Consider the following 23,145-nt stretch of genomic DNA (forward strand, 5'->3'; position numbering starts at 1 on the left):
GCTCAGAGCCTCCCGCGGCGAAACGGCGCGACCAGCGCGGCAATGGCGACCGGCAATGCCTGTGCGTCGCGCCCGGCGACGTCGCCGCGCTGCTCGAACCAGCGGGCGGCAAGGCGCAGCACGGCCTGCCGCAGCGGCGCCGGCACGGCCGCAGCCGTTGCCCCGAAGCCAACGGCGATATCGATCTCGATCGCGCCATGGGTGCGGCCGATCTCCGGCACCTCGCCCGTCAGACGGATGACCGGCGGATCGGCAGCCTTGTCGACGGTCAGCGAAGCGTTCGCGACAGCCTGCGCCATGCCGAGCACGTCGTAGACGCGCGCCGCGTCGATCCGCAGCAGCGGCGAGAGCGGCAGGCGGATCACGCCACCCGCCGGCCAGCGATCGAGCACGATGCGCCAGGGCTGCTCGATCAGACAGCGTCCCGATGCCGCCTCGATCATCAGTCTTGCGGCCGTGATCAGAGTGGCAAGTAAACTGTCCTCATCGGTCTGATCGAGGCGCAGGAACTGGCGAGCTTCAGTGAGCGTCACCGGCTCCATCACCGGCGGGCCCAGGGCGAGCGGCGTCATAGGCGCTCCCTTCATTCGTTGGATTTCATGGGCTCGACCGCGAAGCCGCAGTCGAAAGGGTTCATCTGCGGCGCCGGGCGCGCTATTGAGCGCCCTCTCGGAGAGGAGCTCCCGATGCACATCGCCAACGGAATCGCCGCCATCGGCCTCGCCTGCGCTTTCGGAAGCTTCGGGAGCCTGCCGGCGCGGGCCGTCGTGGCCGGGCAGGAGGGCGGACCTGCTGCCGGCTCGACGCTGATGGTGCTCAACGCCCGCGGCGGGGTCTGCACCGGCATCGTCCTGTCGGCACGCGCCATCCTGACCGCCGCCCATTGCGCTGCCGGCGGCACCGAACTCCGGGTTCACTGGCGGGAGGGCGGAGAGCCCGTCCTCGTCGTGCCGTCAGCGGTCGCGATGCATCCGGAATTCGATGCCGGCGCGATCCGCAGCCGCCGCCGCACGATCGACCTCGCGCTGGTCCGCCTGGCGGAGCCCCTGCCCGGCCGGTTCAGCGCGGCCGGGCTCGTCGACGGCTCGCTGCCGCGCGCCGGCAGCAGCGTCACGCTCGCCGGTTACGGCGTCTCCCGCGAGGGCGAAGCTCGCAGCACGGGCACCTATCGTTCGGCGGCACTGACCACGGTCGAGCCTTATGGCCCCGGCCGCATCCTGCTCTGGGCAGCCGACGACGCCGGTGGCGGCAAGCGACCGGGCGCCGGCGCCTGCCAAGGCGATTCCGGCGGGCCGATCTTCGGCGATGACGGCATCGTCGCGGTCACGAGCTGGTCGACCGGCCCCTCCGGGCGCCAATGCGGACTGCTCAGCCAGGGCGTTCTGGTCGCGCCGCAGCGCGGCTGGATCGATTCCACCCTGTCGAAATGGGGCGAAAGCGCCCGCTGGACACGCGGCCGCTGACGGAAGGGCTGGACTGTATCGCGCCACAGCCTAGATTGGTCGGCCGGTCCATTGGTTCGTTTCATGATCTTTCGCTCGTCGTTTGCCCCTGCATGTTTCCTGGCCATCGCCGCCGCTCAGCCGGCGCTCGCCGTGGTCGGCGGCGTCGATTCGCGCGATGCGCTCGGCGCCCGCGCCTCGACCGTCCGCGTCGAGACGAGCCGCGGCGAACTCTGCACGGGAGCGGTGATCGCGCCCGAGATCGTGCTCACCGCGGCGCATTGCCTGATGGGCGGCGGCTCAATCAGCGTCGTCAGTCTAGACACCCGCTTCCGTGCCCGCCGCCAGATGGTGGTCGCGGTCCTGCCGCATCCGAGCTTCGTGCCGGGGACGACGCCCCGCACCCAACCCGGCACCGACCTCGCCCTGCTGCGCCTGGCGCAGCCGCTGCCGCGTGACATCGAGCCTTTGACACTCGGCAGCGGGCTCTGGCAGGGCGAGACCATCACCATGGCGGGCTACGGGCTGTCGGCGGAGAACAACAAGCGCACGGCCCGACGCCTGCGCGAGACGCAGCTGGTCAATGCCGGCAACTACACTACGCAGAACACCGTCAAGGTCGCGGTCGACGCCGAGAACCGCGGCGAGACGCCGGGAGCCGGCGCCTGCCGCGGCGATTCCGGCGGACCTGTGCTGCGCGGCAGCGGGACCCGCTCGCGCGACCTCGTCGGCATCGTCAGCTGGTCCAGCGGGCCGCTGAAAACGCAGGCGCGCCGGATCTGCGGCGGCTTCACCGCGATCACCCCGGTCAGCGATTATCGCGGCTGGATCGCCGAAGGCACCGCGCGGCTACGTGCGCTCGGCAGCGAAGCGCCGCCGGAGCAGGCAGCCGAGCCGCGCGCCGCCTTCAGCTGGTGGTTCTCGCGCTGATTGTTCCGCGGACCGGGCCGTCATGCTCGCCCTTGTGGCGAGCATCCACGTCTTGAACGCGACCTTCGACCAGCGAACACGTAGATGGTCGGGACAAGCCCGACCATGACGGAGACCGCGCGGCCAAAGGCTCAGACCGCGAACTTCAGCCCCTTGATCGCCGCGAAGTCCTGGACGCCGCCGCCGACGCGCTTGGTCGTGTAGAACAGCACATAGGGCTTGGCGGAATAGGGATCGCGCAGGATGCGCACGCCGGCCCGGTCGACGACGAGATAGCCGCGCCGGAAATCGCCGAAGGCGATCGAGACCGCGTTGTTGGCGATGTTCGGCATGTCCTCCGCCTCGACCAGCGGGAAACCGAGCAGCGTCGCCGGAGCGCCGGCCGAAGCGGGCGGCTGCCAGAGATAATTACCGGTCGAGTCCTTGAACTTGCGGACGGTTGCTTGCGTCTTGCGGTTCATCACGAAGGAGGCGTTCTGGCGGAAGCCTGCCTTCAGCGCATAGACGAGGTCGACGAGCACGTCGGAGGGGTTCGAGGCCGGAAAGGCTCCGGCCACGCCGGTATTGAGCGCGCCGATATTGCCCCAACTCCAGCTGGCCTCGGCCACCGTCGGATAGGCCAGGAAGCCCTTGGGCTTGTCGACGCCGTCGCCATTGACGAAGGCCGCGCCCTCCTGCTCGGCGAAGGCGCTCTCGACCTCCTCGGCGATCCACTGGTCGATATCGACGATGGCGTCGTCGAGCAGGGTCTGCGTCGCGGCCGGCATGGCGTAGAGTTCCATGGCGGGGAACGACAGCTCCGCCAGGGTCGGCGAGGCGCCTTGCGGCCGCGCCGCCGTCTCGGCCACCCAGCCGGAAGCCGGACCAGTCGTCGAGAACGCCTTCTTGTAGGTGCCCGACGAGATGGTGCGGACCGTGGCGAGCGCGCGGATCGGCGAGACAGTGGCCAGGCGGCGCAGGATTTCGCCCTCGACGGTCGCCGGCGCGAGATAGCCGCCATCCGGGCCGGAGCCGGCGGAGAGCGCCTTGGCCTCCAGCCGCTTCAGGCCGCCGGCCTCGCCGGTACGAACGTAAGCGCCGAAAGCCGCCTTGTGCTCCGCCGTCAGCGGATCGCGCGGGCCGTCCTGGCCGAGTGCCGGGCGGGAGCGCTCCAGCGTCAGCCGGTCGATACGGCGCATGGTGTCGTCGAGCGCAGCGTCCATGCGGACGAGCTTCTCCTCGGTCAGCGGATCGACGTTCTGGCGCGCCTCCAGGCCGGCGAGGCGCTCCTCGTTGGTGGCGCGGTAGTTCTCCAGCGTGTAGCGCAGGTCCTCGAAAGCCAATGCGAGATCGGCGCCTGCGGCCTTGGTCTCGGGCACGGTGTTGAGATGGCTCATGGTCTCTCCTCGGGGGTGATGGGTCAGATGAAGGCGGAGGGCCTGATCGCCTTCACAGCGGCGATCCGGGCCTGCGGCAGCATCGGGAAGGTCACGATCGAGACCTCCCAGAGATCGATGCGTTCGAGCCGGCGCAGGCCGGTTCGCGGCTCGGTGCGGGCCTTTTCGTGGCGAAAGCCGATCGAGAGCCCGTCGATCGCGCCGTCGCGCATCAGCGCGTGGAGTTCGCGGGCACGGGCGACGGCGAGCGACAACCGGCCGCGCACGAACAGGCCACGGCTATCCTCGGTCAGGCTCGACCAGCGGCCGATCGGCTCGGCCGGGTCATGCTGCCAGAGCATTTTCACGCCGGCCGGCCCGCGCCTTTGCAGGCTCTCGCGGAAGGCGCCGGGCTCGACGATGTCCTTGCCGAGATCGGGGATGCGGAAGAGGCTGGCATAGCCTTCGAAAACGCCGTCCAGACCGATCCGGGCCGGCTGGAGCGGCAGCAGCTTGGATTCGAGCGAGGCGCGGGCCGGACTGCGTGGCATCATCGCTCGCCCTCCGCGCCGTCCCCGCCACCTTTCGTCCGTTCGCCCTCGAGTTTGGCGAGCTGGCAGACGAAGCGGCTGAAGGTCTCGACGGGCGCGCCGCGGCGTGACGCCCTGCCCGAGCGGGCAGGCGCGGGAGCCTTGGGCGGCGGCTTGGCCGCGCCGTTCCTGCCTTTCATGACGGATCCCCCTCGTGGCGTGCGTTGAAGCGATTGAGTTCGCGGACGAAATCATCGAAGCGACGATTGGCGGCGGTCAGCTCGCGCAGGACGAGCCAGGCCAGCCCCGAGGCACTCGCCGCCCAGAGCAACAGGCCGAGATGGCCGACATCGGCGCGGCCGACGAAGGCCGCGACGACCTGTTCGAGCATGTTCATGAGGCCTCCTTCCCGGAGGCGCGACGGCCGTAGCCGACCGCCTCGCGCTTCTCGTCCTCGTCGAGGAAGGTCGCAGCACCGAGCCGGCGCCAAAGCGATTCCCGCTCGTCGGCCAGCGCCTCGATGGCATCGAGATCGGGCTCCAGCACGAGTTCGTCGCCGAAGGCCGGCCCAAGCCATTGCGCCAACGACTGCGCCGTGCGGCGCACCAGCGGGATGACGGTCTGGCGCCAGAGCGCGCGATTGGCCTCGGCGAAATTGGCGTGGGTGTTGTCGCCGGGCAGGCCGAGCAGCAGCGGCGGCACACCAAAAGCGAGCGCGATCTCGCGGGCCGCAACGCCCTTGGCCGCGACGAAATCCAGCTCAGCCGGCGTCAGCGAGAGCGGCTTCCAATCGAGCCCGCCTTCGAGCAACAGCGGCCGGCCGGCATTGCGGGCGCCCTGGAAGGAATCCTCCAGCTCCTGCTTGAGGCGTTCGAACTGCGCTTCGGTCAGCGTGGCGCCTTCCGGCCCGTCATAGACCAGGGCGCCGGAGGGGCGCGCGGCATTATCGAGCAGGGCCTTGTGCCAGCTGCCGGCGGCATTGTGGATGTCGAGCGACACCGCCGCTGGCTCGATCGGCGACAGGCCGTAATGATCGTCGACGGGGTGGAACAGCGTCAGGTGCAGGATCGGCGGCAGGCCGCCCTCGTCCTGCCGGAAGCGCACCGTGTCGCCGCCGACCGTGTAGTCATAAGCCTCCGGCCAGCCGTCGCGGCCGGGTACGACGCGCATCCGGTCGGGCCGCAGCGCATAGAGTTCACGCGGCTCGCGGCCGGCACTCACCGCCTCGACGTAGGCATTGCCGGCGACCATGAGGTGGCCGACCAGCATCTCGCGGAAGGCAATGCCGCCCTGGCGCGGATTGGGCCGCTCGATCAGGGCCAGCGCCGGATGCTCCGGCACCTCGCGCGAACCGACCTTGGCGACAAGCGGCGTCTGTGCCGCCGCCTCCGCGATCAGGCGGATGCAGCGATGCACGACCGGATTGCGCTCATAGCCCTCCCGCGAGAGCGCGACATAGTCGCGGGGCGTCCAGACGGCGCGCCCCGCCTCGTGCAGCGCGATCAGCGGCCCGACGCGCGAGCGCTTCTGGCCCGGCGCGGCTCGGCCGCGCAGGCTCAATAACCTATTGATTAGTTTCATTTTTCAATCCAGGAATGGGATCAAAACAAAAACAAGCCGCGAACGATGTTCGCAGCTTGTCCACAGAATGTTTCGATTTGAGGCTTGCGGCCGATCAGCAGCCGGATAACCTAAAGTCGGGCGGTGATGATTCGCCAGATTTTGCGAAAAGTACTGCCCGCTGGTATGTAGAGCTTCGCGGCGATCTGCCCTTCGCAACGAGCCCATGCGAGCGCCTTTACGCGAGCATGAGCATCATTCCAGTTGCGCGCTGGCAGTTCAATAGCCCACGTCTGCCCTTCATATCGGTACTCAACTAGGAACTTTTCGAAAGTTCCCTCAGATGGAGTCACCATGTTCTATTACCTGTACCAAGATGCCAATCGGCAGTGGCGCTGGACTCTCTACGCTGCCAACAACTTGAAGATCGCGAACTCTGGCGAGGGATACTTCAACAAAGCGGACTGCCTGCACGCAATCGGCTTGGTTAAAGGATCATTCAATGCGCCGGTTAAGGAATAGTGAAGCAGCTTCACTCTCTCCTTCCCAAAACAACTGACCCACTTCAACCTGTTGAAGTGGGTCTTTTTATATTCCCCTCACCCGCGGCCGGGCCTTCGGCGCGAGCATCAGATGGGTCAGCGCCCAGACCAGTGCATCGAGCCTGTCCGGCGAGCGGCCGGTTTCGAGGCCACGCGGTCCGAAGGCACACATCTCGTCTTCGAGCGCGGGGAAGACCCCGGCGTGGCGCACCCGGCCTTGCGCGTAGAGCGCCGCGACCGGCTCGGCGCGGAGGTACTTGCCGCGTGTCGCCCGCACGGAGACCACGGGCACGCCGGCATCGACCTCACGGATGACGCTCTCTACCATCTCGCCGCCCTGGTTGACCTCGACCACCAGCGCGTCCGCCTCATGGCGACGATAGGGCGCGACCGCCCTCTCCGCCCACTCCTGCGGCCGCGCGCCGGCCAATGTCGCGTCCTCCAGCACATGGCCGATGCCGTCATGGTCGACGCCGGCGACGACGAGTCCGCAACGGTCCGCCCGGTGCGACGAGGTGGCGGGCGGATCGACCGCGACCGCGATCCGGGCCAGCGCCGGCTTCTCGCGCTCGCGGGCAGCCTCGATCATGGCTCGTGTCCAGAGCGCGTCCGGGCTCTCCTCGACGATCTCGCCGTCGAGCTCCTGCCGGCCGAGCCGCGTCCCGCCATAGGTCTGCGTGACAGTACGGACGAACTCGGCGGCGAGGTTGTAGCGGTTGTCCTGCGTGCGCGCCCGGCTCACCGCGACATGCGGCTCGACCAGCAGGCGCTTCACCAAGGGCAGCGGACGCGGCGTCGTTGTCACAACCTGGCGGGGATGGTCGCCAAGGCGCAGGCCGAATTGCAGCATATCCCAGCACTCCCCAAGGTTCGGCCACTTGGCCAGTTCGTCGGACCAGGCGGCACCGAATTGCGGACCACGCAGCCCTTCCGGGTCTTCGGCGGTGAAGACCTGCGCGATCGCGCCGTTCGTCCATTGCAGGCGGCGCAGCGAAGGCTGCCAGATCGGGCGCTCCCAGCGGTTATGGATCGAGAGCAATCCGGAGACGCCCTCGATCATCACGTCGCGAACCTGCGCCTGGGTTTCTCCGACGAGGGCGATCCGTTCCGTTGGCAGATCCGTGAAGGGCGGATGGCCCAGCGCCATGCCCTTGACCCATTCGGCGCCGGTGCGGGTCTTGCCGGCGCCGCGTCCGCCCAGGACCAGCCAGATCGGCTTCAGCGGCTCTGGCGGCAATTGATCGGGGCGTGCCCAGATCTCCCAGGTGCTGCGAATGAGCTCGACGTCATCCGCCGTCGCCGTCGGCATCAGCTTCTTGAGAATCCTCACCCGCGTCCTGAGCGGCAAGGGCCTCAAGACGTCGAGCAAGATCCTGACGGAGCAGTGCGACATGTCGCAGATCGTCGGCAGCGGAAGGGTCATCCGAGCGCTTGTCCTTCCGTGCTGCCGGGGGCTCCTCGATCGCGACCAGCTCGCGCACGGTGCGGGCGAGCACGGCGAGCGCCTTGGCGTCGGCCTCGCTCGCGGTCGCGCCTTTCGGCAGGTCGGCGAGGTGCTCCTCATGGGTATCGATCTGGCGTTTGGCAGCGCGCCAGAGCTGCCCCACCACCGCCTTGCGTGAGACCGCCTTCCGTTTCGACTTGGGCTCGGCAGCCGGTTGCGACGTCATCTCGTTCTCTTCGGCCATCGCGTCCTTCCCGATGACAGGCACGAAAAAGCCGCCGGCTGGAGAGCGCGGCGGCTTCGTTCGGGCAGATTTCGTGAGCGTTCCTGATCTCTACCGGATCAGCGCCACGATGTCAAGGATAAAATTCCTACAATCCTGAGGGGTGGCAGACCGAAAATCAGGCCTGCTCCTTCTCGATCCACTTGTAGGTCGCGGCCGGGACATAGTTCTGCATCCGATCGAGCAAGGTCGCCGGCTCGGTATCGGTCATTGCCATCGCCCGGTGGCTCTGCTTCAGGAAACCGGCCTCGACGGTGCGGTCGAGGAAGGTCGCTAGCGGATCGTAGAATCCGGCGACATTGAGCAGGCCGAGCGGCTTGGCGTGGATGCCAAGCTGGCCCCAGGTCCAGATCTCGAACAATTCCTCGAAGGTGCCGATCCCGCCGGGCATGGCGATGAAGCCGTCCGAGAGCTCGGCCATGCGCGCCTTGCGGGTGTGCATGGTGTCGACGACCTCGAGCCGGGTCAGCCCGACATGGCCGACTTCCTTGTCCTTCAGCGCCTGGGGAATGACGCCGTGCACCTGCCCGCCGGCCTCCATCGCCGCATTGGCGACGATGCCCATCAGGCCGACCGCACCGCCGCCATAGACCAGCGTCAGGCCGCGCCGGGCGATCTCGGCGCCCATGGCGCGGGCGCCCGCCGCATAGACCGGATCATTGCCGGGATTGGAACCGCAGAAGACGCAAACCGATCTCATGAACCGAGAGCCTGCAGGATGCGGGCCCAGGAACGCTGGCCCTTGTGGAAGGAGGACAGGTCGTATTTCTCGTTGGGCGAATGGACCCGGTCGTCATCGAGGCCGAAGCCGACGAAGAGCGTATCGATGCCGAGCGTGCGCTTGAAATCGCCGCCGACGGGGATCGAGCCGCCGCTGCCGATCGAGACGACACGCCCGCCCCATTCATCGGCGAGCGCGACGCGCGCCTTCTGCAACACCGGCGAATCCACTGGCACCGCCAGCGCCGGCGAGCCGGAATGGCTGATGAATTCGGCGGTCACGTCATCGGGCAGGCGCTCGCGGATGAACTGGTGGAAGGCAGCGGCGATCTTCGCCGGGTCCTGGTCGCCGACGAGGCGGAAGGAAACCTTTGCCGAGGCTTGGCCCGGAATGACCGTCTTGCTGCCCTCGCCGGTATAGCCGCCCCAGATGCCGTTGACGTCACAGGTCGGGCGCGACTGGATCTGCTCGATCAGCATCCGGCCCTTCTCGCCGATGGAATGCTTCAAGCCCACCTGGCCGAGGAATTCCTTCTCCGTCAGGTTCAGGTCGGCCCATTCCGCCTTCTGGGCGTTGGTCGGCTCGTGCACGCCCTCATAGAAGCCGGGGATCGTGATGCGGCCGGTCTCGTCGTGGATCTCGCCGAGGATGCGCGCGAGGAGATGGATCGGGTTGGCTGCGGCGCCGCCGAAAAGGCCGGAATGCAGGTCGCGGTCGGCGGCCGTCAGCGTCACCTCCTGATAGACCATGCCACGCAGGGTCGAGGTGATCAGCGGCGTCTCGCGGTCCCACATGCCGGTGTCGCAGACCAGCGCGTAATCCGCCTTCAGCTCGGCCGCATTGGCCTTGATATAGCCCGGTAGGTTGACGGAACCGGACTCCTCCTCGCCCTCGACGAGGATGGTCAGTCCGATCGGCAGGTCGCCGGTCTCGGCCAGCGTCGCGCGCACGGCCTCGATGAAGGTCATCACCTGGCCCTTGTCGTCGCAGGCGCCACGCGCCGAGATGATCTTGCGGCCGGGCTCCAGCTCGCGGACCACTGGCTTGAACGGATCGGTGTCCCAGAGGCTGACGGGATCGACCGGCTGGACGTCGTAATGGCCGTAGAATAGCGCATGCGGCGCGCCGGGCTTGGGGCGATGGGCGAGGACGACGGGGTGCCCGCCGGTCTCGCGCAGTTCCGCCTTGAAGCCAAGCGTTTCCAGATCGGCCCGCAGCCATTCGGCGGCAGCGCGGGTCTGTGCATTGTAGGCCGGATCGGTGCCGATCGAGGGGATTTCGAGCCAGGTTGAGAGGCGATCGAGCGATGCGTCGAGCCCATCGTCGAGACGGGCGAGAATGGCGGGAAGCTTGGTCATGGCGGCCATCGGATGCGATTCAGATGACGTCATCATGGCAAGCCCAGGTGCGGGCGTCAGCTCCTATTCGCGCATGACGGGCAGGCTCGCTCCTCTCAGTCACCTCTAGTTGCCAATCGTTCGCAACTAATTTGACAGACCTGCTGCAAGCCGATACCCCTTATTGCAATCCAGTTGCAGCAAGGTATCGTCATGTCGCAGGGCGCCCCGGAATCCTCGTCGATCTGGCTTCGATCGCGGGGCGAGCCGTCGCTGACGGATGTCTTTCGCACTATCAAGGTGACGCCGACCTCCTCGAACTGGCGCAAGTTCCTCGCCTTCTTCGGGCCGGGCTATCTCGTTGCCGTCGGCTATATGGACCCCGGCAACTGGGCGACATCGCTCGCCGGCGGCGCCCAGTACGGCTACACGCTGCTCGTCGTCGCGCTGGTCTCGAACCTGATGGCGATCATCCTGCAGTCGCTCTGCGCGCGGCTCGCCATCGCCACCGGGCGCGACCTCGCCCAGGCCTGCCGGGACGCCTATCCGCGCTACATGGCCTTGCCACTCTGGCTGCTTGCCGAACTCGCGATCTGCGCGACCGATCTCGCCGAGGTGATCGGCACCGCGATCGGCCTCAACCTGCTTTTCGGCGTTCCGCTCGAAATCGGCGTGTTGATCACCGCCTTCGACGTCTTCGTCATCCTCTGGCTGCAGACGCGCGGCTTTCGCTGGATCGAGGCCTTCATCATCACCCTGCTCGGCGTCATCGCGGTCTGCTTCGGCATCCAGATCGCGCTGGCCGATCCGAACTGGGGCGAGGTCATCCGCGGCTTCGCGCCGACGACGGAGATCGTGACCAACCCGAACATGCTCTACATCGCACTCGGCATCATCGGCGCGACGGTGATGCCGCATAACCTCTACCTGCATTCCGGCATCGTGCAGACCCGCGCCTATGGCGAGACTCTGCCGGAGAAGCGCGAGGCCCTGAAATTCGCGACGATCGACTCCACCCTCGCGCTCTGCTTCGCGCTCTTCATCAACGCCTCGATCCTGATCCTCGCCGCAGCGACCTTCCACAAGGCCGGGCACACCGATGTCGCCGAGCTCGGCCGGGCGCAGGAGCTGCTGCAGCCCCTGCTCGGCGCTTCGATCGCGCCGTCGCTCTTCGCCATCGCCCTGCTCTGCTGTGGCCTGAATTCGACGGTGACCGCGACCATGGCCGGGCAGATCGTGATGGAGGGCTTCCTGCGCATCCGGCTGCCGGCTTGGATGCGGCGGCTGATGACGCGCCTCGTCGCGATCGTCCCGGCCATCGCCGTGACGCTGATCTATGGCGAGAGCCAGACGGCGAAGCTCCTGATCCTGAGCCAGGTCGTGCTCAGCCTGCAACTGCCCTTCGCGGTGGTGCCGCTGGTGATGTTCACGGCGTCAAAGGCGAAGATGGGCGCGCTCGTCGCCCCGCGCTGGCTGTCTCTGACCGCTGCCATCATCGCCGCGATCATCATCGTGCTGAACATCAAGTTGATCATCGATTTCGCCACGGGGGCGTGACACATCGAGCATACGCGCCGTCATTCCGGGAGCATGCCGCAAGCATGAGCCCGGAACCCATGACCACTCGGTTATTCCAGTCAGCGTCGTGCTCGCCCTTGTGGCGAGCATCCACGTCTTGAGCACGGCCTTCGTCCCGCGAAGACGTGGATGGTCGGGACAAGCCCGACCATGACGGAAAGGTCGTGTTCATGGGTTCCGGGTTCTTCGCTGCGCGAAGCCCCGGAAAGACGGCGGGGTTCTGCGCTCTACCGCTTTCCCGACATCGAGCCCAGAATGCCGCGCAGGATCGCGGTGCCGACCTGCCGGCCGATCGAAGTCGCAGCCGACCGCGCCGCCGAGGTGATGATCTTCTCGGTCATGCTCTGCGGCAACGCGCCGCCGCGCGAGCCCGGCCCGGTCTTCGGACGCTGCTGGGGAGCGCCGCCGCCGAGCCAGCCGCCGATCGTGTCGAGGATGCCGCCGCCCCCGCCATTCGTCGAGGCCTCGACCGGCGAACCGTCCGGGTTGAGGTTCTTGCGCTTCATCAGCTCTTCATAGGCCGACTCGCGGTCGACCATGGTCTCGTACTTGCCCTTCTCGGGCGATGCATTGATCGCCTGCTGGCGCTGCTGCGGCGAGCAGGGGCCGACCTGCGCCATCGGCGGCGCGATCAGGGCGCGCTCGACCATCTCGGGTGAGCCCTTGCCCTCGAGCATCGAGACCAGCGCCTCGCCGACGGCGAGCTGGCTGATCGCTTCCTCGGTCTTGATCTTCGGGTTCTGGCGGAAGGTCTCGGCCGCGGCGCGTACCGCCTTCTGGTCACGGGGCGTGAAGGCGCGCAGCGCGTGCTGGACGCGGTTGCCGAGCTGGGCCAGCACCGTATCGGGGATATCGAGCGGGTTCTGCGTCACGAAATAGACGCCGACGCCCTTGGAACGGATCAGGCGCACGACCTGCTCGACCGCGGTCAGCAGCGCCTTGGGTGCGCCGTTGAACAGCAGATGCGCCTCGTCGAAGAAGAAGACGAGCTTGGGCTTGTCGAGATCGCCGACCTCCGGAAGCTGCTCGAACAGTTCCGAAAGCAGCCAGAGCAGGAAGGTCGCGTAAAGCCGCGGATTGTTCATCAGCTTGTCGGCAGCGAGGATATTGACGACGCCGCGGCCGTCGCGATCCGTCCTCATCAGGTCGTTGATGTCGAGCGCCGGCTCGCCGAAGAACAGATCGCCCTTCTGGTTCTCCAGCACGAGCAGCGCGCGCTGGATCGTGCCGACCGACGCCGAGGTGACGTTGCCGTATTTGGTGGTCAGTTCCTGCGCGTTCTCGGCGATGAAGGTCAGGATCGCGCGCAGGTCCTTGAGGTCGAGGAGCAGCAGCTTCTGCTCGTCGGCGATGCGGAAGGCGATGTTGAGCACGCCCTCCTGCGTGTCGTTGAGGTCGAGCAGGCGGGCGAGCAGCAGCGGCCCCATCTCGGAGATGGTGGCACGGACCGGGTGGCCCTGCTCGCCGAACACGTCCCAGAACACGGTGGTGAACTGGTCCGGCTCGTATTTCAGGCCGAGCTCCTTGGCCCGGTTGACGAAGGGCGGCTTGGAATCGCCGGGCGCCACGATGCCGGAGAGATCGCCCTTGATGTCGGCCGCGAAGACCGGGACGCCATTGCGGGCGAAGCCTTCGGCCATCACCTGCAGCGTCACGGTCTTGCCGGTGCCGGTCGCCCCGGTCACCAGCCCATGGCGATTGGCGAGCTTGAGCAGGAGGTTTTCAGGCTTGCCGCTCTTGCCGATCAGAATCGCGCCATCATTCGCCATTGAAATTCGCCCATGAGGTTTCGTGCCGGTCCGGCAAGGGTGTAACCAAACGACGCAGAAGGCGGAAGCCCAATGACCGTTGGAAATCAGATCGTAAATATGTAAACTATTTTTCGAAGGCTTCGTGCGGAAGCCGTTTTGGCGAGGGGTTTTGGAACCATGGAAGAACTGCTGACGCGCGTGGCTGCGGCCGCCGGCATCAACGAAGAGCTCGCCCGCAAGGGCGTCGGCATCATTCTCGCGTTCCTGCAGAAGGAAGGCCCGGCCGCCGAGATCGGCCAGCTGATGGCGGCTTTGCCGGGCGCGCAGGAACTGGCCGATGCCGAAGGTGGCGCCAAGGGCGGCATGCTCGGCGCGATCGGCGGCCTGATGGGCGGCGGTGGCGGCGTGATGGCGCTCGGCGGCCAGCTCATGAGCGCCGGCCTTTCCATGGGCCAGATCCAGAGCGTCTCGAAGGAGATGTTCGCGGTGGGCCGCGAGAAGGCCGGTGAGGACGCGATGGGCGCGATCGTCGGCGCGATCCCGGGCCTCGGCCAGTTCGTCTAAGCTCGCCGAACCATCCGAACGCCGCGGCACTGTCTCAGGATGGCGCCGCGGCGTTTTTGCATTCTCGCACTCGCCTTGCGACGAAGTAGGGATGGCGGTGCGCGCGCGCCCATGGCAATCAGCGCTCCACGGCTGCACACTGTGCGGAAGAGGAGTATCGGCGCGCATGAACTCGGCTGCCCCATCCGACCTTCCCTATCTCGACGCTTTCGCGGCGCCGTCTCATGACGCGTGGCGCGCGGCGGTCGACAAGGTCCTGAAGGGCGGCGATTTCGAGAAGAAGCTCGTTGGCCGTACCGCCGACGGCATCCGCATCGAGCCGCTCTATCCTGCCGCCGCTACGCCCGCTCGCGCCCTGCGCGCCGAGACAGGGCGCTGGCATGTCGCCGCCCGGCTCGACCATCCGCAACCGGACGCAGCGCAGACGCTGGCTCTCGCCGATCTCGAGGGGGGCGCCGACACGCTCACCATCAGCTTCGCCGGGGCACTGGCGGCACGCGGCTACGGCCTTGTCGCCGACGACGTGACGACGCTCGATGCCGCGCTCCAGGGCGTGATGCTGGACCTCATTCGCCTGCGTCTCGACCCCGCCCCGCAAGGCCGCATCAACGCCTTGCTGCTGGCCGCCCTGATCGAAAAGCGCGGCCATGCGGCAAGCGAGGTCTCCGTCTCGTTCGGCCTCGATCCGATCGGCGTCTTCGCCAGCCGCGGCTCGCTCGTGGCCGCATGGCCGGAACTCGGCCGCCGGCTCGCGGCAACGATCCGCACCCTGAAGGAGCGCGGCTTCACCGGCCCCTTCATCGAGGTCGACAGCCGGCCCTATCACGAGGCTGGCGCCAGCGAGGCGCAGGAGCTCGGCGCGGCGCTCGCCACGGCTGTCACCTATCTGCGTACGCTCGAGGCGCAAGGCCTGCCCCTGTCCGAGGCGCGCGATGCGCTGGCCTTCACGTTGGTCGCGGATACCGACGAATTCCTGACCGTGGCGAAGTTCCGTGCCGCGCGCCTGCTCTGGAGCCGCATCCAGCAGGCCTGCGGCCTGACGCCGAAGCCGGCCCGCATCCATGCCGAGACCGCCTGGCGCTCGCTGACCAGGCGCGATCCCAACGTCAACCTGCTGCGCGGCACCGTCGCGGCCTTCGCGGCCGGGGTCGGCGGCGCCGATTCGATCGCCGTCCAGCCCTTCACCGCCGCACTCGGCTTGCCCGATGCCTTCGCGCGCCGCGTCGCCCGCAACACCCAGCTCATCCTGCTCGAAGAGAGCAATCTCTGGCGCGTCGCCGATCCCGCCGCTGGCGCCGGCGGCTTCGAGACGCTGACGCAGACGCTCTGTGAGCAGGGCTGGCAGGCCTTCCAGGAGATCGAACGGCAACGCAGCGGCGATCTCGGCGGCATCGTCGCATCACTGGTCGACCGCCATCTCCAGAAGACGCTCGCCGAGCAGCGCACCGCTCGCGCCAAGGCGGTGGCGACGCGCCGCGAGCCGATCACCGGCACCAGCGAATTCCCCAATATCCGCGAGGAGACGGCGACTGTGCTCGCCATCGCGCCGGTCAAGCTCGACGGAAAGCGCGTGCAAGGCAGCCTCGCCGAGCGCAACCAGGGGGAGATCATCCGCTCCTTCGTCGATGGCGCCGGCCGGGCCGATGCGCTGGCCGCGCCCGCCACTGGCCTGCGTGCCGATCCCCTGCCCTCGCTGCGGCTGTCGGAACCGTTCGAGGCTTTGCGCGACAAGGCCGATGCCCAGCCGCAGCGCCCTGTCGTCTTCCTGGCGACGCTCGGCCCGATCGCCGATTTCACCGCCCGCGCCGGCTTCGCCCGCAACCTGTTTGAGGCCGGCGGCCTTGCCGCTCCCAGCGGCGACGGCTTCGCCAAGGACGGCGCCACCGATCTCGATGCGCTCATCGGCGCCTTCCGCGCCTCGGGTGCGAAGCTCGCCTGCTTGTGCGGCTCCGATGCGGCCTATGCCGCCGAGGGACCGGCCGTGACCGAGGCGCTCGCCAAGGCTGGTGCGACGGTCTGGCTCGCCGGCCGCCCGGCCGAGAGCGAAGCCCTGAGCAAGGCGGGCGTCGCCACGTTCATCTATATGGGCTGCGACGTGGTCGAGACGCTCACGCGTGCGCAGGCCATCGCAAGCGCCTGACCTGGAGACTAAGAGTTTGACTGCCATCGCCCTCACCATCGCCGGTTCGGATTCGAGCGGCGGCGCCGGTATCCAGGCCGATCTCAAGACCTTTGCTGCGCATCAGGTCTATGGCGCCAGCGTCATCGTCGCGCTGACCGCGCAGAACACCAAGGGCGTCAGCGCCATCCATGCCGTGCCGCGCGATTTCGTCGCCCAGCAGATGGATGCGGTGTTCGAGGATCTCGATGTCGGTGCGGTCAAGATCGGCATGCTGGCGACGACAGAGCTGATCGAAACCGTCGCGGCCGGGCTGAAGCGCCATGGCGCGAAGAATGTCGTGCTCGATCCCGTGATGATCGCGGCCTCCGGCGCGCGGCTGCTGGAAAGCGCGGCGGTCGAGGCAATCCGCACCCATCTCTTCCCGCTCGCGACCCTGATCACGCCGAACCTGCCGGAAGCCGCAGCCCTGCTCGGCACGAGCATGGCCGAGACTGATGAGGCCATGGACGATCAGGCCGAGAAGCTCGCAGCGCTCGGCGCGGCCAATGTCCTGGTCAAGGGCGGCCACGGTACCGGCGAGATCAGCAGCGACCTCCTGTTGCTTGCAGGTGGCGCGCGCCAGCGCTTCAACGCGCCGCGCCTCGCGACGCGCAACACGCACGGCACGGGCTGCACGCTCTCCTCCGCCATTGCCGCCAATCTCGCCAAGGGACTAGCGCTGCCGGAGGCAGTCGGTCAGGCCAAGAGCTATATCTCCGCCGCCATCGCCGCCGCCGATCAGATCGTGGTTGGCCACGGCCACGGACCGGTGCATCATTTCCACCATTGGTGGGACAGGACCGACGGGAGCCAGTCATGACCGCGATCCCGGATTTCACGAAGCTCGCCTTTGCGGCCGGTGCTCGCCCCACCGCTAGCGCCTTGCCCACAGGCGAAGCCTGGCAGACACCCGAGGATATCACGGTCAAGCCGGTCTACACGGCGGCCGACCGTGACGGCCTGCCCTTCGTCGAGACGCTGCCGGGGATCGCGCCCTATCTGCGTGGCCCCTACCCGACGATGTATGTCAACCAGCCCTGGACGATCCGGCAATATGCCGGCTTCTCGACGGCGGAGGATTCCAACGCCTTCTACCGGCGCAACCTCGCCGCCGGCCAGAAAGGCCTCTCGGTCGCCTTCGATCTCGCGACCCATCGCGGCTACGATTCGGATCATCCGCGCGTCGCCGGCGATGTCGGCATGGCCGGCGTCGCGATCGACTCGATCTACGACATGCGCACGCTGTTCTCCGGCATCCCCCTCGACCAGATGAGCGTGTCGATGACGATGAACGGCGCGGTGCTGCCGGTGCTGGCGCTCTATATCGTCGCAGCGGAAGAACAGGGCGTGCCGCAGGCCAAGCTCTCAGGGACCATCCAGAACGACATCCTCAAGGAGTTCATGGTCCGCAACACCTATATCTACCCGCCCTCGCCCTCGATGCGGATCATCGGCGACATCTTCGCCTTCACCTCGGCCAACATGCCGAAGTTCAACTCGATCTCGATCTCCGGCTACCACATGCAGGAGGCCGGGGCGACGCAGGACCTCGAGCTCGGCTACACATTGGCCGACGGCGTCGAATATATCCGCGCCGGCCAGCGGGCGGGCCTGTCCGTCGACGTCTTCGCGCCGCGTCTGTCCTTCTTCTGGGCGATCGGCATGAACTTCTTCATGGAAGTCGCCAAGATGCGTGCCGCCCGGCTGATCTGGGCGAAGCTGGTCAAGGATTTCGGCGCGCAGAACGAGAAATCCCTCCCCTTGCGCACCCATTGCCAGACCTCGGGCTGGTCGCTGACGGCGCAGGACGTGTTCAACAACGTGCCGCGCACGATGATCGAGGCGATGGCGGCGACCCAAGGCCATACCCAGTCGCTGCACACCAACGCGCTCGACGAGGCTTTGGCGCTGCCGACCGATTTCTCGGCCCGCATCGCCCGCAACACCCAGATCCTGCTGCAGCAGGAGAGCGGCACCACCCGGATCATCGATCCCTGGGGCGGTTCTTACTATGTCGAGCGGCTGACAGCGGAGCTGGCGGAGAAAGCCTGGGGCCATATCCAGGAGGTCGAGAAGCTCGGCGGCATGGCCAAGGCGATTGAGGCCGGCATCCCGAAGCTGCGCATCGAGGAGGCCGCCGCCAAGACGCAGGCCCGCATAGACAGCGGCCTTCAGAAGATCATCGGCGTCAACTGCTACAAGCCCGACAACGAGGCGACGATCGACGTGCTCAAGGTCGACAATGCCGCGGTGCGCGCCCAGCAGCTCGACAAGCTCAGGCGCCTCAAGGCCGAGCGCAACGAGACCGAGGTGCAGGCGGCGCTGACCGCGCTGACCAACGGCGCCGCCGGCAACGGCAACCTGCTCGACCTCGCGGTCAAGGCGGCGCGGGCCAAGGCCACCGTCGGCGAGATTTCCATGGCGATGGAGCAGGTCTTCGGGCGCCACCGGGCCGAGATCAAGGCGATCTCGGGCGTCTACAAGCGGGAGGTCGGCGAGATGAACCCAGCCGTGACGCGCGTCCAGTTGATGTGCGAGGCGTTCGAGGAGGCGGATGGCCGCCGCCCGCGCATCCTCGTCGCCAAGATGGGCCAGGACGGGCATGATCGCGGCCAGAAGGTCATCGCCTCGGCCTTCGCCGATCTCGGCTTCGACGTCGATATCGGCCCGCTCTTCGCGACGCCAGACGAGGCGGCGCGGCAGGCAGTCGAGAACGACGTCCATATCGTTGGCGTCTCCTCGCTCGCGGCCGGACATCTCACGCTGGTGCCGGAATTGAAGGCCGCTCTCGCCAAGGCCGGCCGGCCCGACATCATGATCGTCGTCGGCGGCGTCATCCCGCCGCAGGATTTCGACGCGCTGATCGAGGCCGGCGCCTCGGCGATCTTCCCGCCCGGCACCGTCATTGCAGACGCCGCCGAAAAGCTGCTGGAAGAGCTCAACCAGCGCCTCGGCTACGCCCAGCGGACGGCAGCGGAGTGATGTGATAAGCTGGGTTTCGGCCCTTGAACCGATCACTTCGCCATGATGAACCAAGACCAATTGAAGCAGCGCATTCTGGCCATACGGCCGGATTTGCGCGCGCGCGGCGTCAGCCACATGGCGCTGTTCGGCTCTCGGGCACGCGGCGATGCCCGGCAGGACAGCGATGTCGACCTGATGATCGAGGTCGACGATCCCGGCTTCTCTCTCATCGATCTGGCCGGTATCCAGCAGGACCTGTCGGAAGCGATCGGCTTGCCGGTCCAGATCACAATGCGCCGCAGCCTGTCCGAGCGGCTGGCGGAAGCCATACGAAACGAGACCGTCGAGCTGTTCTGATGGCGGTGACGTTCCGCGATCGCATCGCGCATATGAAGGATGCGATCGCGCATATCCGCAGCCTTCGCGCCGAAGCTTCCGACACCCGGATCAGGCACGACCCGGTCCTGCGTGCCGCGCTTGAGCGCTTCTTCGAGATCATCAGCGAAGCGAGCCGCCATATCCCCGAAGATCGGCGGGCGGCCTATCCGGACATCCCCTGGAAACGCATCGCAGGCATCGGCAATGTGCTGCGCCATGCCTATGACGGCGTCGACATCGACCTCCTGCTCAACACGGCAGGCCCCGAGCTCGATGCGCTGGAACGAGCCGTGTCACAACTGCTCGACGCCCCGGAATAAAAGAAGGCGGGCGCTGCCAGCCGGCAACGCCCGCCCCATGATCACGACCGACGTGGCGACACTTACCGCCAGCCGTAACCATAGCCGTAGCGCGGCGGAGGCGGCCGCATGCCATAACCGTCGGAATAACGATGCCAGCGCCGCTGGCCCCAGAAGCCGTGGACGGCGGGCGGCGCCGGGCGCCAGCCATAGCCGTAAGCCGGGCGATCGTAGGAGCGTTCATAGCCGCCGAAGGCCTGAGCCTCGCCTGCTCCGGCGAATGCCGAGGCTGTAAGCATAGCGCCGCTGAGCGCGAGCGCTGCCAAACCGATCCGGGCGCGATTGCCAAACATGGTCTCATGTCCTGTTCCGGCAGGGGTCTCCCTGCCACGGATCGGACATTCGCATGGCGTGGCTGAACGGGCTTTGAGAGCGCCGTTCAGCCACCGTTTAGCTGCCGGACAATTGCTCGCGCTTCAGCAAGATCGAGGCGGCAATCACGACGACGGCGACCGCCCCGATCATGATCGTGCAGGCGGCATTGATCTCCGGCGAGACGCCGAGCTTGACCGCCGAATAGAGCCGCATCGGCAGCGTGGTCGCGCCCGGCCCCGTGGCGAAGCTTGCGATGACGAGGTCGTCGAGCGAGAGCGTGAAGGCCAGCATCCAGGCCGCCGCCACCGCCGGCCAGATCAGCGGCAAGGTTACGGTCCAGAAGGTGACGAAGGGCGTGGCCCCCAAATCCTGAGCTGCCTCTTCCAGCGAGCGGTCGAAGCCGACGAGCCGCGACTGCACGACGATGCAGGCAAAGCCGAGGCTGAAGGTCGCGTGGGCGATCGTCACGGTCCAGAAGCCGCGCTCGACATCGGCGGCGACGAAGAGCAACAGCAGCGACAGGCCCGTCACCACCTCGGGCATGACGAGCGGCGCCAGCACCATGCCGGAGAACATCGTGCGTCCGATGAAGCGGCCATGGCGCGCCAGCGCGAGCGCCGCCAGCGTTCCTAGGATCGTCGCCAGGGTGGCCGAGACGAAGCCGAGGCGGATCGAGAGCCAGGCTGCGTCGAGCAGCGGCCCATTCTGCATCAGCGCGCCATACCAATGCGTCGAGAAGCCGCCCCAGACCGTCACCAGCCGCGAGGCGTTGAAGGAGTAGGCGATCAACGTCACGATCGGCAGGTAGAGGAAGGCGAAGCCGACGATCAGCGCCAGGATCAGTCCGGGACCGAGCCGGCTCATGCCGCCATCTCCCGGCGCAGGCGCGCGCGCTGAGCCAAGACGAGCGGCAGCACCAGCACGACGAGCAGTACCACCGCCACGGCCGAGGCCAACGGCCAGTCGCGGTTCGAGAAGAACTCGTTCCACAGCACCTTGCCGATCATCACGGTATCCGGGCCGCCAAGCAGGTCGGGGATGACGAACTCGCCGACGGCGGGGATGAAGACCAGTGCGGAGCCGGCGAGGATGCCCGGCAGCGACAGCGGCAAGGTCACCGTCAGGAAGGCCGTGACCGGGGTGGCGCCGAGATCGGCGGCCGCCTCCAGCAGGCCGCGATCGAGCTTCTCCAGCGTAGCGAAGAGCGGCAGCACCATGAAGGGCAAGTAGGAGTAGACCATGCCGAGCAGCACGGCCGTCTCGGTGTTGAGCAGGCGCAGCGGCTCGGCCTCGAAGCCGAGCAGGCTGAGCGACGCATCGAGCAGACCGTCCGGCCTAAGGATGCCGATCCAGGCATAGACCCGGATCAGGAACGAGGTCCAGAACGGCAGAATGACGAAGACGAGCAGGATGCCGCGCCAACGTGCGGGCGCCGAGGCCATCGCATAAGCCAGCGGATAGCCGATCGCCAGCGCGAAGAGTGTGGTCAGCGCCGCGATGCGCAGGGAGTAGAGATAGCTTTGCCAGTAGAGCGCGTCGTCGCCGAGCAGGCTGAAGTTCGCGAGATCGAGCTGGGAGAGGAATTCGCCGAGCTGGGCAAGGCCTTCCCAATGCGGCGCATAGGGCGGCAGGGCCGTCGCGGCCTGCGAGAAGGCCATGCGCAGCACGATGCCGAAGGGGACGAGGAAGAACAACGTGAGCCAGAGATAGGGCACGGCCACGACGAGGCGGCGGAGCCACTGCAGCGAAGCGACCGCGCTCATGGCGGCAGTACCACGCCGGCCTCGACATCCCAGGAGAGCCAGACCTTGTCGTCCCAGGCGAAGGGCCGGGCCAGCCGGCGCGTGCGGTTGGCCAGCGCGACCTTGACCAATTGACCGCCCTCACCGCCGAGCATCACCTGGATCATCGTGAAGTCGCCGAGATAGCCGATATCCCAGATCTCGCCGGCAACCTTGTTGACGGCCTGAGTGGGCTCGTCATGGGCGATCTCGATCTTCTCCGGCCGGATGCCAACGACGAGAGAGTCACCCGGCTCCAGGGCCGGCGCCTCCTCGTCGAGCTCGATGGTGCCGACATGCGGTATCTCGGCCCGGACCAGCTCGCCCTGGACGGTCGCGATCCGACCCTCGAAGATGTTGATATCGCCCACGAATTCGGCGACATGGCGGTTCGCAGGCGCCTCGTAGATCACGCCGGGCGGACCGATCTGGACGAGCTTGCCATGGTCCATCACCGCCATGCGGTCGGCCATGGTCATCGCCTCATCCTGGTCATGGGTGACGACCATGAAGGTGAGCCCGAGCTCGCTCTGCAGGTCCATCAACTCGAACTGGGTCTGCTCGCGCAGCTTCTTGTCGAGCGCCGCCATCGGCTCGTCGAGCAGCAGCAGCTTCGGCCGCTTGGCCAGCGAGCGGGCAAGCGCGACGCGCTGGCGCTGGCCACCGGAGAGCTGATGCGGCTTGCGCCCGCCCAAGCCCGAAAGCTTGACCAGCGCCAGCATCTCCTCGACGCGCCGGTCGATCTCGGCGCGCGGCAAACCCTCGCGCTTCAGCCCGTAGGCGATGTTGCCGGCCACGCTGAGATGCGGGAACAGCGCGTAGGACTGGAACATCATGTTGATCGGCCGCAGATGCGGCGGGATGGCAGTGATGTCCTGCCCATCGAGCAGAATCCTGCCTTCGTCCGGCGTCTCAAAGCCGGCGAGCATGCGCATCAGCGTGGTCTTGCCGCAGCCGGAAGGCCCAAGCAGCGCGAAGAACTCGCGCGGATAAAGCGCGAGCGAGAGATCGCCCACCGCGGTGACGTCGCCGAAGCGCTTGGTCACGCCCTGGAACTGGACCAGCGGCTTCGCCGCCGGGTCGTTCCAGGGCTGGAAGGCCCGGCGCACGCTGCCGGGCGAGGTCTTCTTCATGGTGCTCGCGACCTGTC

Annotated in this window: 25 protein-coding genes; 10 read left to right on the forward strand and 15 right to left on the reverse strand. The window is 67.3% G+C overall.

Going from position 1 to position 23,145, the window contains the following annotated elements; translation table 11 throughout:
• Positions 1-2 precede the first annotated feature (2 nt).
• Positions 3-572: a head-tail connector protein gene (locus ACODTJ_RS17175; protein WP_454657670.1), complete on the reverse strand. Its 570-nt coding sequence runs from the start codon at positions 570-572 to the stop codon at positions 3-5.
• A gap of 114 nt (positions 573-686) precedes the next feature.
• Here ACODTJ_RS17175 and ACODTJ_RS17180 point away from each other — a divergent pair, with 114 nt between their 5' ends.
• Together ACODTJ_RS17180 and ACODTJ_RS17185 are read left to right on the forward strand one after the other, a co-directional pair.
• Positions 687-1,463: a S1 family peptidase gene (locus tag ACODTJ_RS17180; protein WP_454657671.1), complete on the forward strand. Its 777-nt coding sequence runs from the start codon at positions 687-689 to the stop codon at positions 1,461-1,463.
• Positions 1,464-1,526: 63 nt separating this feature from the next.
• Positions 1,527-2,372 (forward strand): S1 family peptidase, encoded by an 846-nt coding sequence (locus ACODTJ_RS17185; protein ID WP_454657672.1) that lies wholly within the window; start codon positions 1,527-1,529, stop codon positions 2,370-2,372.
• A 131-nt stretch (positions 2,373-2,503) separates the two neighbouring features.
• Here ACODTJ_RS17185 and ACODTJ_RS17190 read toward each other — a convergent pair whose 3' ends face one another.
• From ACODTJ_RS17190 to ACODTJ_RS17210, 5 genes are read right to left on the reverse strand one after another with little or no spacing between them, the layout of a single operon-like run.
• Positions 2,504-3,748 carry a phage major capsid protein gene (locus ACODTJ_RS17190; RefSeq protein WP_454657673.1) on the reverse strand — a complete coding sequence of 415 codons (1,245 nt, stop codon included), beginning with the start codon at positions 3,746-3,748 and terminating at the stop codon, positions 2,504-2,506.
• Positions 3,749-3,771: 23 nt separating this feature from the next.
• The gene (locus tag ACODTJ_RS17195; RefSeq protein WP_454657674.1) at positions 3,772-4,281 is read right to left on the reverse strand and encodes an HK97 family phage prohead protease; all 510 of its coding nucleotides are present in this window, start codon (positions 4,279-4,281) and stop codon (positions 3,772-3,774) included.
• Entirely contained in the window at positions 4,278-4,457 is a 180-nt protein-coding gene (locus tag ACODTJ_RS17200; protein ID WP_488849518.1) for a hypothetical protein, read from the reverse strand. The genes ACODTJ_RS17195 and ACODTJ_RS17200 overlap by 4 nt, the downstream gene beginning before the upstream one ends.
• Positions 4,454-4,654, reverse strand: coding sequence for a hypothetical protein (locus ACODTJ_RS17205; RefSeq protein WP_170843290.1), 201 nt, complete (start codon positions 4,652-4,654; stop codon positions 4,454-4,456). The genes ACODTJ_RS17200 and ACODTJ_RS17205 overlap by 4 nt, the downstream gene beginning before the upstream one ends.
• Positions 4,651-5,838: a phage portal protein gene (locus tag ACODTJ_RS17210; protein ID WP_454657676.1), complete on the reverse strand. Its 1,188-nt coding sequence runs from the start codon at positions 5,836-5,838 to the stop codon at positions 4,651-4,653. The genes ACODTJ_RS17205 and ACODTJ_RS17210 overlap by 4 nt, the downstream gene beginning before the upstream one ends.
• 333 nt (positions 5,839-6,171) lie before the next feature.
• Here ACODTJ_RS17210 and ACODTJ_RS17215 point away from each other — a divergent pair, with 333 nt between their 5' ends.
• Positions 6,172-6,339 (forward strand): YegP family protein, encoded by a 168-nt coding sequence (locus ACODTJ_RS17215; RefSeq protein WP_454657677.1) that lies wholly within the window; start codon positions 6,172-6,174, stop codon positions 6,337-6,339.
• A gap of 66 nt (positions 6,340-6,405) precedes the next feature.
• On the opposite strand, the gene ACODTJ_RS17220 is transcribed toward ACODTJ_RS17215, so the two are convergent.
• From ACODTJ_RS17220 to ACODTJ_RS17235, 4 genes are all read right to left on the reverse strand, one after another.
• Positions 6,406-7,668, reverse strand: a complete 1,263-nt coding sequence (locus ACODTJ_RS17220; RefSeq protein ID WP_488849521.1) for a DNA-packaging protein — start codon at positions 7,666-7,668, stop codon at positions 6,406-6,408.
• Positions 7,646-8,047: a hypothetical protein gene (locus ACODTJ_RS17225; protein WP_454657679.1), complete on the reverse strand. Its 402-nt coding sequence runs from the start codon at positions 8,045-8,047 to the stop codon at positions 7,646-7,648. Before ACODTJ_RS17225 ends, ACODTJ_RS17220 begins: the two co-directional genes overlap by 23 nt.
• A 157-nt stretch (positions 8,048-8,204) precedes the next feature.
• Complete coding sequence (locus ACODTJ_RS17230) at positions 8,205-8,786, reverse strand: LOG family protein (protein WP_454657680.1); 582 nt, start codon at positions 8,784-8,786, stop codon at positions 8,205-8,207.
• Positions 8,783-10,165: a M20/M25/M40 family metallo-hydrolase gene (locus tag ACODTJ_RS17235; RefSeq protein ID WP_454657681.1), complete on the reverse strand. Its 1,383-nt coding sequence runs from the start codon at positions 10,163-10,165 to the stop codon at positions 8,783-8,785. The genes ACODTJ_RS17230 and ACODTJ_RS17235 overlap by 4 nt, the downstream gene beginning before the upstream one ends.
• A 192-nt stretch (positions 10,166-10,357) precedes the next feature.
• Between ACODTJ_RS17235 and ACODTJ_RS17240 the strand changes: the two genes are divergently transcribed.
• Positions 10,358-11,701 (forward strand): Nramp family divalent metal transporter, encoded by a 1,344-nt coding sequence (locus tag ACODTJ_RS17240; protein ID WP_454657682.1) that lies wholly within the window; start codon positions 10,358-10,360, stop codon positions 11,699-11,701.
• A gap of 248 nt (positions 11,702-11,949) precedes the next feature.
• Here the strand turns inward: ACODTJ_RS17240 and ACODTJ_RS17245 are convergent, their stop codons facing one another.
• Positions 11,950-13,491, reverse strand: a complete 1,542-nt coding sequence (locus tag ACODTJ_RS17245) for a helicase HerA-like domain-containing protein (protein ID WP_454657683.1) — start codon at positions 13,489-13,491, stop codon at positions 11,950-11,952.
• A gap of 159 nt (positions 13,492-13,650) precedes the next feature.
• On the opposite strand from ACODTJ_RS17245, the gene ACODTJ_RS17250 reads away from it, so the two are divergent.
• The 6 genes from ACODTJ_RS17250 to ACODTJ_RS17275 all read left to right on the forward strand — a co-directional run bounded on the left by ACODTJ_RS17250 (position 13,651) and on the right by ACODTJ_RS17275 (position 19,860).
• On the forward strand, positions 13,651-14,037 hold the full coding sequence (locus ACODTJ_RS17250; RefSeq protein ID WP_199091723.1) for a DUF2267 domain-containing protein: 387 nt from the start codon (positions 13,651-13,653) through the stop codon (positions 14,035-14,037).
• A 166-nt stretch (positions 14,038-14,203) separates the two neighbouring features.
• Positions 14,204-16,177, forward strand: a complete 1,974-nt coding sequence (locus ACODTJ_RS17255) for a methylmalonyl-CoA mutase subunit beta (protein ID WP_454657684.1) — start codon at positions 14,204-14,206, stop codon at positions 16,175-16,177.
• 16 nt (positions 16,178-16,193) lie between these two features.
• Entirely contained in the window at positions 16,194-17,018 is an 825-nt protein-coding gene (gene thiD / locus ACODTJ_RS17260; protein WP_454657685.1) for a bifunctional hydroxymethylpyrimidine kinase/phosphomethylpyrimidine kinase, read from the forward strand.
• A complete protein-coding gene (gene scpA / locus ACODTJ_RS17265) occupies positions 17,015-19,180 on the forward strand; it encodes a methylmalonyl-CoA mutase (RefSeq protein WP_454657686.1) in 2,166 nt (721 codons plus the stop codon). The genes thiD and scpA overlap by 4 nt, the downstream gene beginning before the upstream one ends.
• A gap of 42 nt (positions 19,181-19,222) precedes the next feature.
• On the forward strand, positions 19,223-19,519 hold the full coding sequence (locus ACODTJ_RS17270; RefSeq protein ID WP_454657687.1) for a nucleotidyltransferase family protein: 297 nt from the start codon (positions 19,223-19,225) through the stop codon (positions 19,517-19,519).
• On the forward strand, positions 19,519-19,860 hold the full coding sequence (locus ACODTJ_RS17275) for a HepT-like ribonuclease domain-containing protein (RefSeq protein ID WP_454657688.1): 342 nt from the start codon (positions 19,519-19,521) through the stop codon (positions 19,858-19,860). Before ACODTJ_RS17270 ends, ACODTJ_RS17275 begins: the two co-directional genes overlap by 1 nt.
• 62 nt (positions 19,861-19,922) lie before the next feature.
• Here ACODTJ_RS17275 and ACODTJ_RS17280 read toward each other — a convergent pair whose 3' ends face one another.
• The 4 genes from ACODTJ_RS17280 to ACODTJ_RS17295 all read right to left on the reverse strand — a co-directional run bounded on the left by ACODTJ_RS17280 (position 19,923) and on the right by ACODTJ_RS17295 (position 23,128).
• Complete coding sequence (locus tag ACODTJ_RS17280) at positions 19,923-20,192, reverse strand: hypothetical protein (RefSeq protein ID WP_454657689.1); 270 nt, start codon at positions 20,190-20,192, stop codon at positions 19,923-19,925.
• Between the two features lie 97 nt (positions 20,193-20,289).
• Positions 20,290-21,078 carry an ABC transporter permease gene (locus ACODTJ_RS17285; protein WP_488849527.1) on the reverse strand — a complete coding sequence of 263 codons (789 nt, stop codon included), beginning with the start codon at positions 21,076-21,078 and terminating at the stop codon, positions 20,290-20,292.
• Positions 21,075-21,977, reverse strand: a complete 903-nt coding sequence (locus tag ACODTJ_RS17290; protein WP_454657691.1) for an ABC transporter permease — start codon at positions 21,975-21,977, stop codon at positions 21,075-21,077. The genes ACODTJ_RS17285 and ACODTJ_RS17290 overlap by 4 nt, the downstream gene beginning before the upstream one ends.
• Complete coding sequence (locus ACODTJ_RS17295) at positions 21,974-23,128, reverse strand: ABC transporter ATP-binding protein (RefSeq protein ID WP_488849541.1); 1,155 nt, start codon at positions 23,126-23,128, stop codon at positions 21,974-21,976. The genes ACODTJ_RS17290 and ACODTJ_RS17295 overlap by 4 nt, the downstream gene beginning before the upstream one ends.
• Positions 23,129-23,145 lie beyond the last annotated feature (17 nt).

This window comes from Allobosea sp. FG18 (assembly GCF_057809495.1).

What these genes read in the sequence shown, in the direction of transcription:
- ACODTJ_RS17175 (WP_454657670.1), bottom strand. Translation starts at nt 572, where the DNA reads ATGACGCCGCTCGCCCTGGGCCCGCCGGTGATGGAGCCGGTGACGCTC.
- ACODTJ_RS17180 (WP_454657671.1), top strand. Translation starts at nt 687, where the DNA reads ATGCACATCGCCAACGGAATCGCCGCCATCGGCCTCGCCTGCGCTTTC.
- ACODTJ_RS17185 (WP_454657672.1), top strand. Translation starts at nt 1,527, where the DNA reads ATGATCTTTCGCTCGTCGTTTGCCCCTGCATGTTTCCTGGCCATCGCC.
- ACODTJ_RS17190 (WP_454657673.1), bottom strand. Translation starts at nt 3,748, where the DNA reads ATGAGCCATCTCAACACCGTGCCCGAGACCAAGGCCGCAGGCGCCGAT.
- ACODTJ_RS17195 (WP_454657674.1), bottom strand. Translation starts at nt 4,281, where the DNA reads ATGATGCCACGCAGTCCGGCCCGCGCCTCGCTCGAATCCAAGCTGCTG.
- ACODTJ_RS17200 (WP_488849518.1), bottom strand. Translation starts at nt 4,457, where the DNA reads ATGAAAGGCAGGAACGGCGCGGCCAAGCCGCCGCCCAAGGCTCCCGCG.
- ACODTJ_RS17205 (WP_170843290.1), bottom strand. Translation starts at nt 4,654, where the DNA reads ATGAACATGCTCGAACAGGTCGTCGCGGCCTTCGTCGGCCGCGCCGAT.
- ACODTJ_RS17210 (WP_454657676.1), bottom strand. Translation starts at nt 5,838, where the DNA reads ATGAAACTAATCAATAGGTTATTGAGCCTGCGCGGCCGAGCCGCGCCG.
- ACODTJ_RS17215 (WP_454657677.1), top strand. Translation starts at nt 6,172, where the DNA reads ATGTTCTATTACCTGTACCAAGATGCCAATCGGCAGTGGCGCTGGACT.
- ACODTJ_RS17220 (WP_488849521.1), bottom strand. Translation starts at nt 7,668, where the DNA reads ATGCCGACGGCGACGGCGGATGACGTCGAGCTCATTCGCAGCACCTGG.
- ACODTJ_RS17225 (WP_454657679.1), bottom strand. Translation starts at nt 8,047, where the DNA reads ATGGCCGAAGAGAACGAGATGACGTCGCAACCGGCTGCCGAGCCCAAG.
- ACODTJ_RS17230 (WP_454657680.1), bottom strand. Translation starts at nt 8,786, where the DNA reads ATGAGATCGGTTTGCGTCTTCTGCGGTTCCAATCCCGGCAATGATCCG.
- ACODTJ_RS17235 (WP_454657681.1), bottom strand. Translation starts at nt 10,165, where the DNA reads ATGACCAAGCTTCCCGCCATTCTCGCCCGTCTCGACGATGGGCTCGAC.
- ACODTJ_RS17240 (WP_454657682.1), top strand. Translation starts at nt 10,358, where the DNA reads ATGTCGCAGGGCGCCCCGGAATCCTCGTCGATCTGGCTTCGATCGCGG.
- ACODTJ_RS17245 (WP_454657683.1), bottom strand. Translation starts at nt 13,491, where the DNA reads ATGGCGAATGATGGCGCGATTCTGATCGGCAAGAGCGGCAAGCCTGAA.
- ACODTJ_RS17250 (WP_199091723.1), top strand. Translation starts at nt 13,651, where the DNA reads ATGGAAGAACTGCTGACGCGCGTGGCTGCGGCCGCCGGCATCAACGAA.
- ACODTJ_RS17255 (WP_454657684.1), top strand. Translation starts at nt 14,204, where the DNA reads ATGAACTCGGCTGCCCCATCCGACCTTCCCTATCTCGACGCTTTCGCG.
- scpA (WP_454657686.1), top strand. Translation starts at nt 17,015, where the DNA reads ATGACCGCGATCCCGGATTTCACGAAGCTCGCCTTTGCGGCCGGTGCT.
- ACODTJ_RS17270 (WP_454657687.1), top strand. Translation starts at nt 19,223, where the DNA reads ATGATGAACCAAGACCAATTGAAGCAGCGCATTCTGGCCATACGGCCG.
- ACODTJ_RS17275 (WP_454657688.1), top strand. Translation starts at nt 19,519, where the DNA reads ATGGCGGTGACGTTCCGCGATCGCATCGCGCATATGAAGGATGCGATC.
- ACODTJ_RS17280 (WP_454657689.1), bottom strand. Translation starts at nt 20,192, where the DNA reads ATGTTTGGCAATCGCGCCCGGATCGGTTTGGCAGCGCTCGCGCTCAGC.
- ACODTJ_RS17285 (WP_488849527.1), bottom strand. Translation starts at nt 21,078, where the DNA reads ATGAGCCGGCTCGGTCCCGGACTGATCCTGGCGCTGATCGTCGGCTTC.
- ACODTJ_RS17290 (WP_454657691.1), bottom strand. Translation starts at nt 21,977, where the DNA reads ATGAGCGCGGTCGCTTCGCTGCAGTGGCTCCGCCGCCTCGTCGTGGCC.
- ACODTJ_RS17295 (WP_488849541.1), bottom strand. Translation starts at nt 23,128, where the DNA reads ATGAAGAAGACCTCGCCCGGCAGCGTGCGCCGGGCCTTCCAGCCCTGG.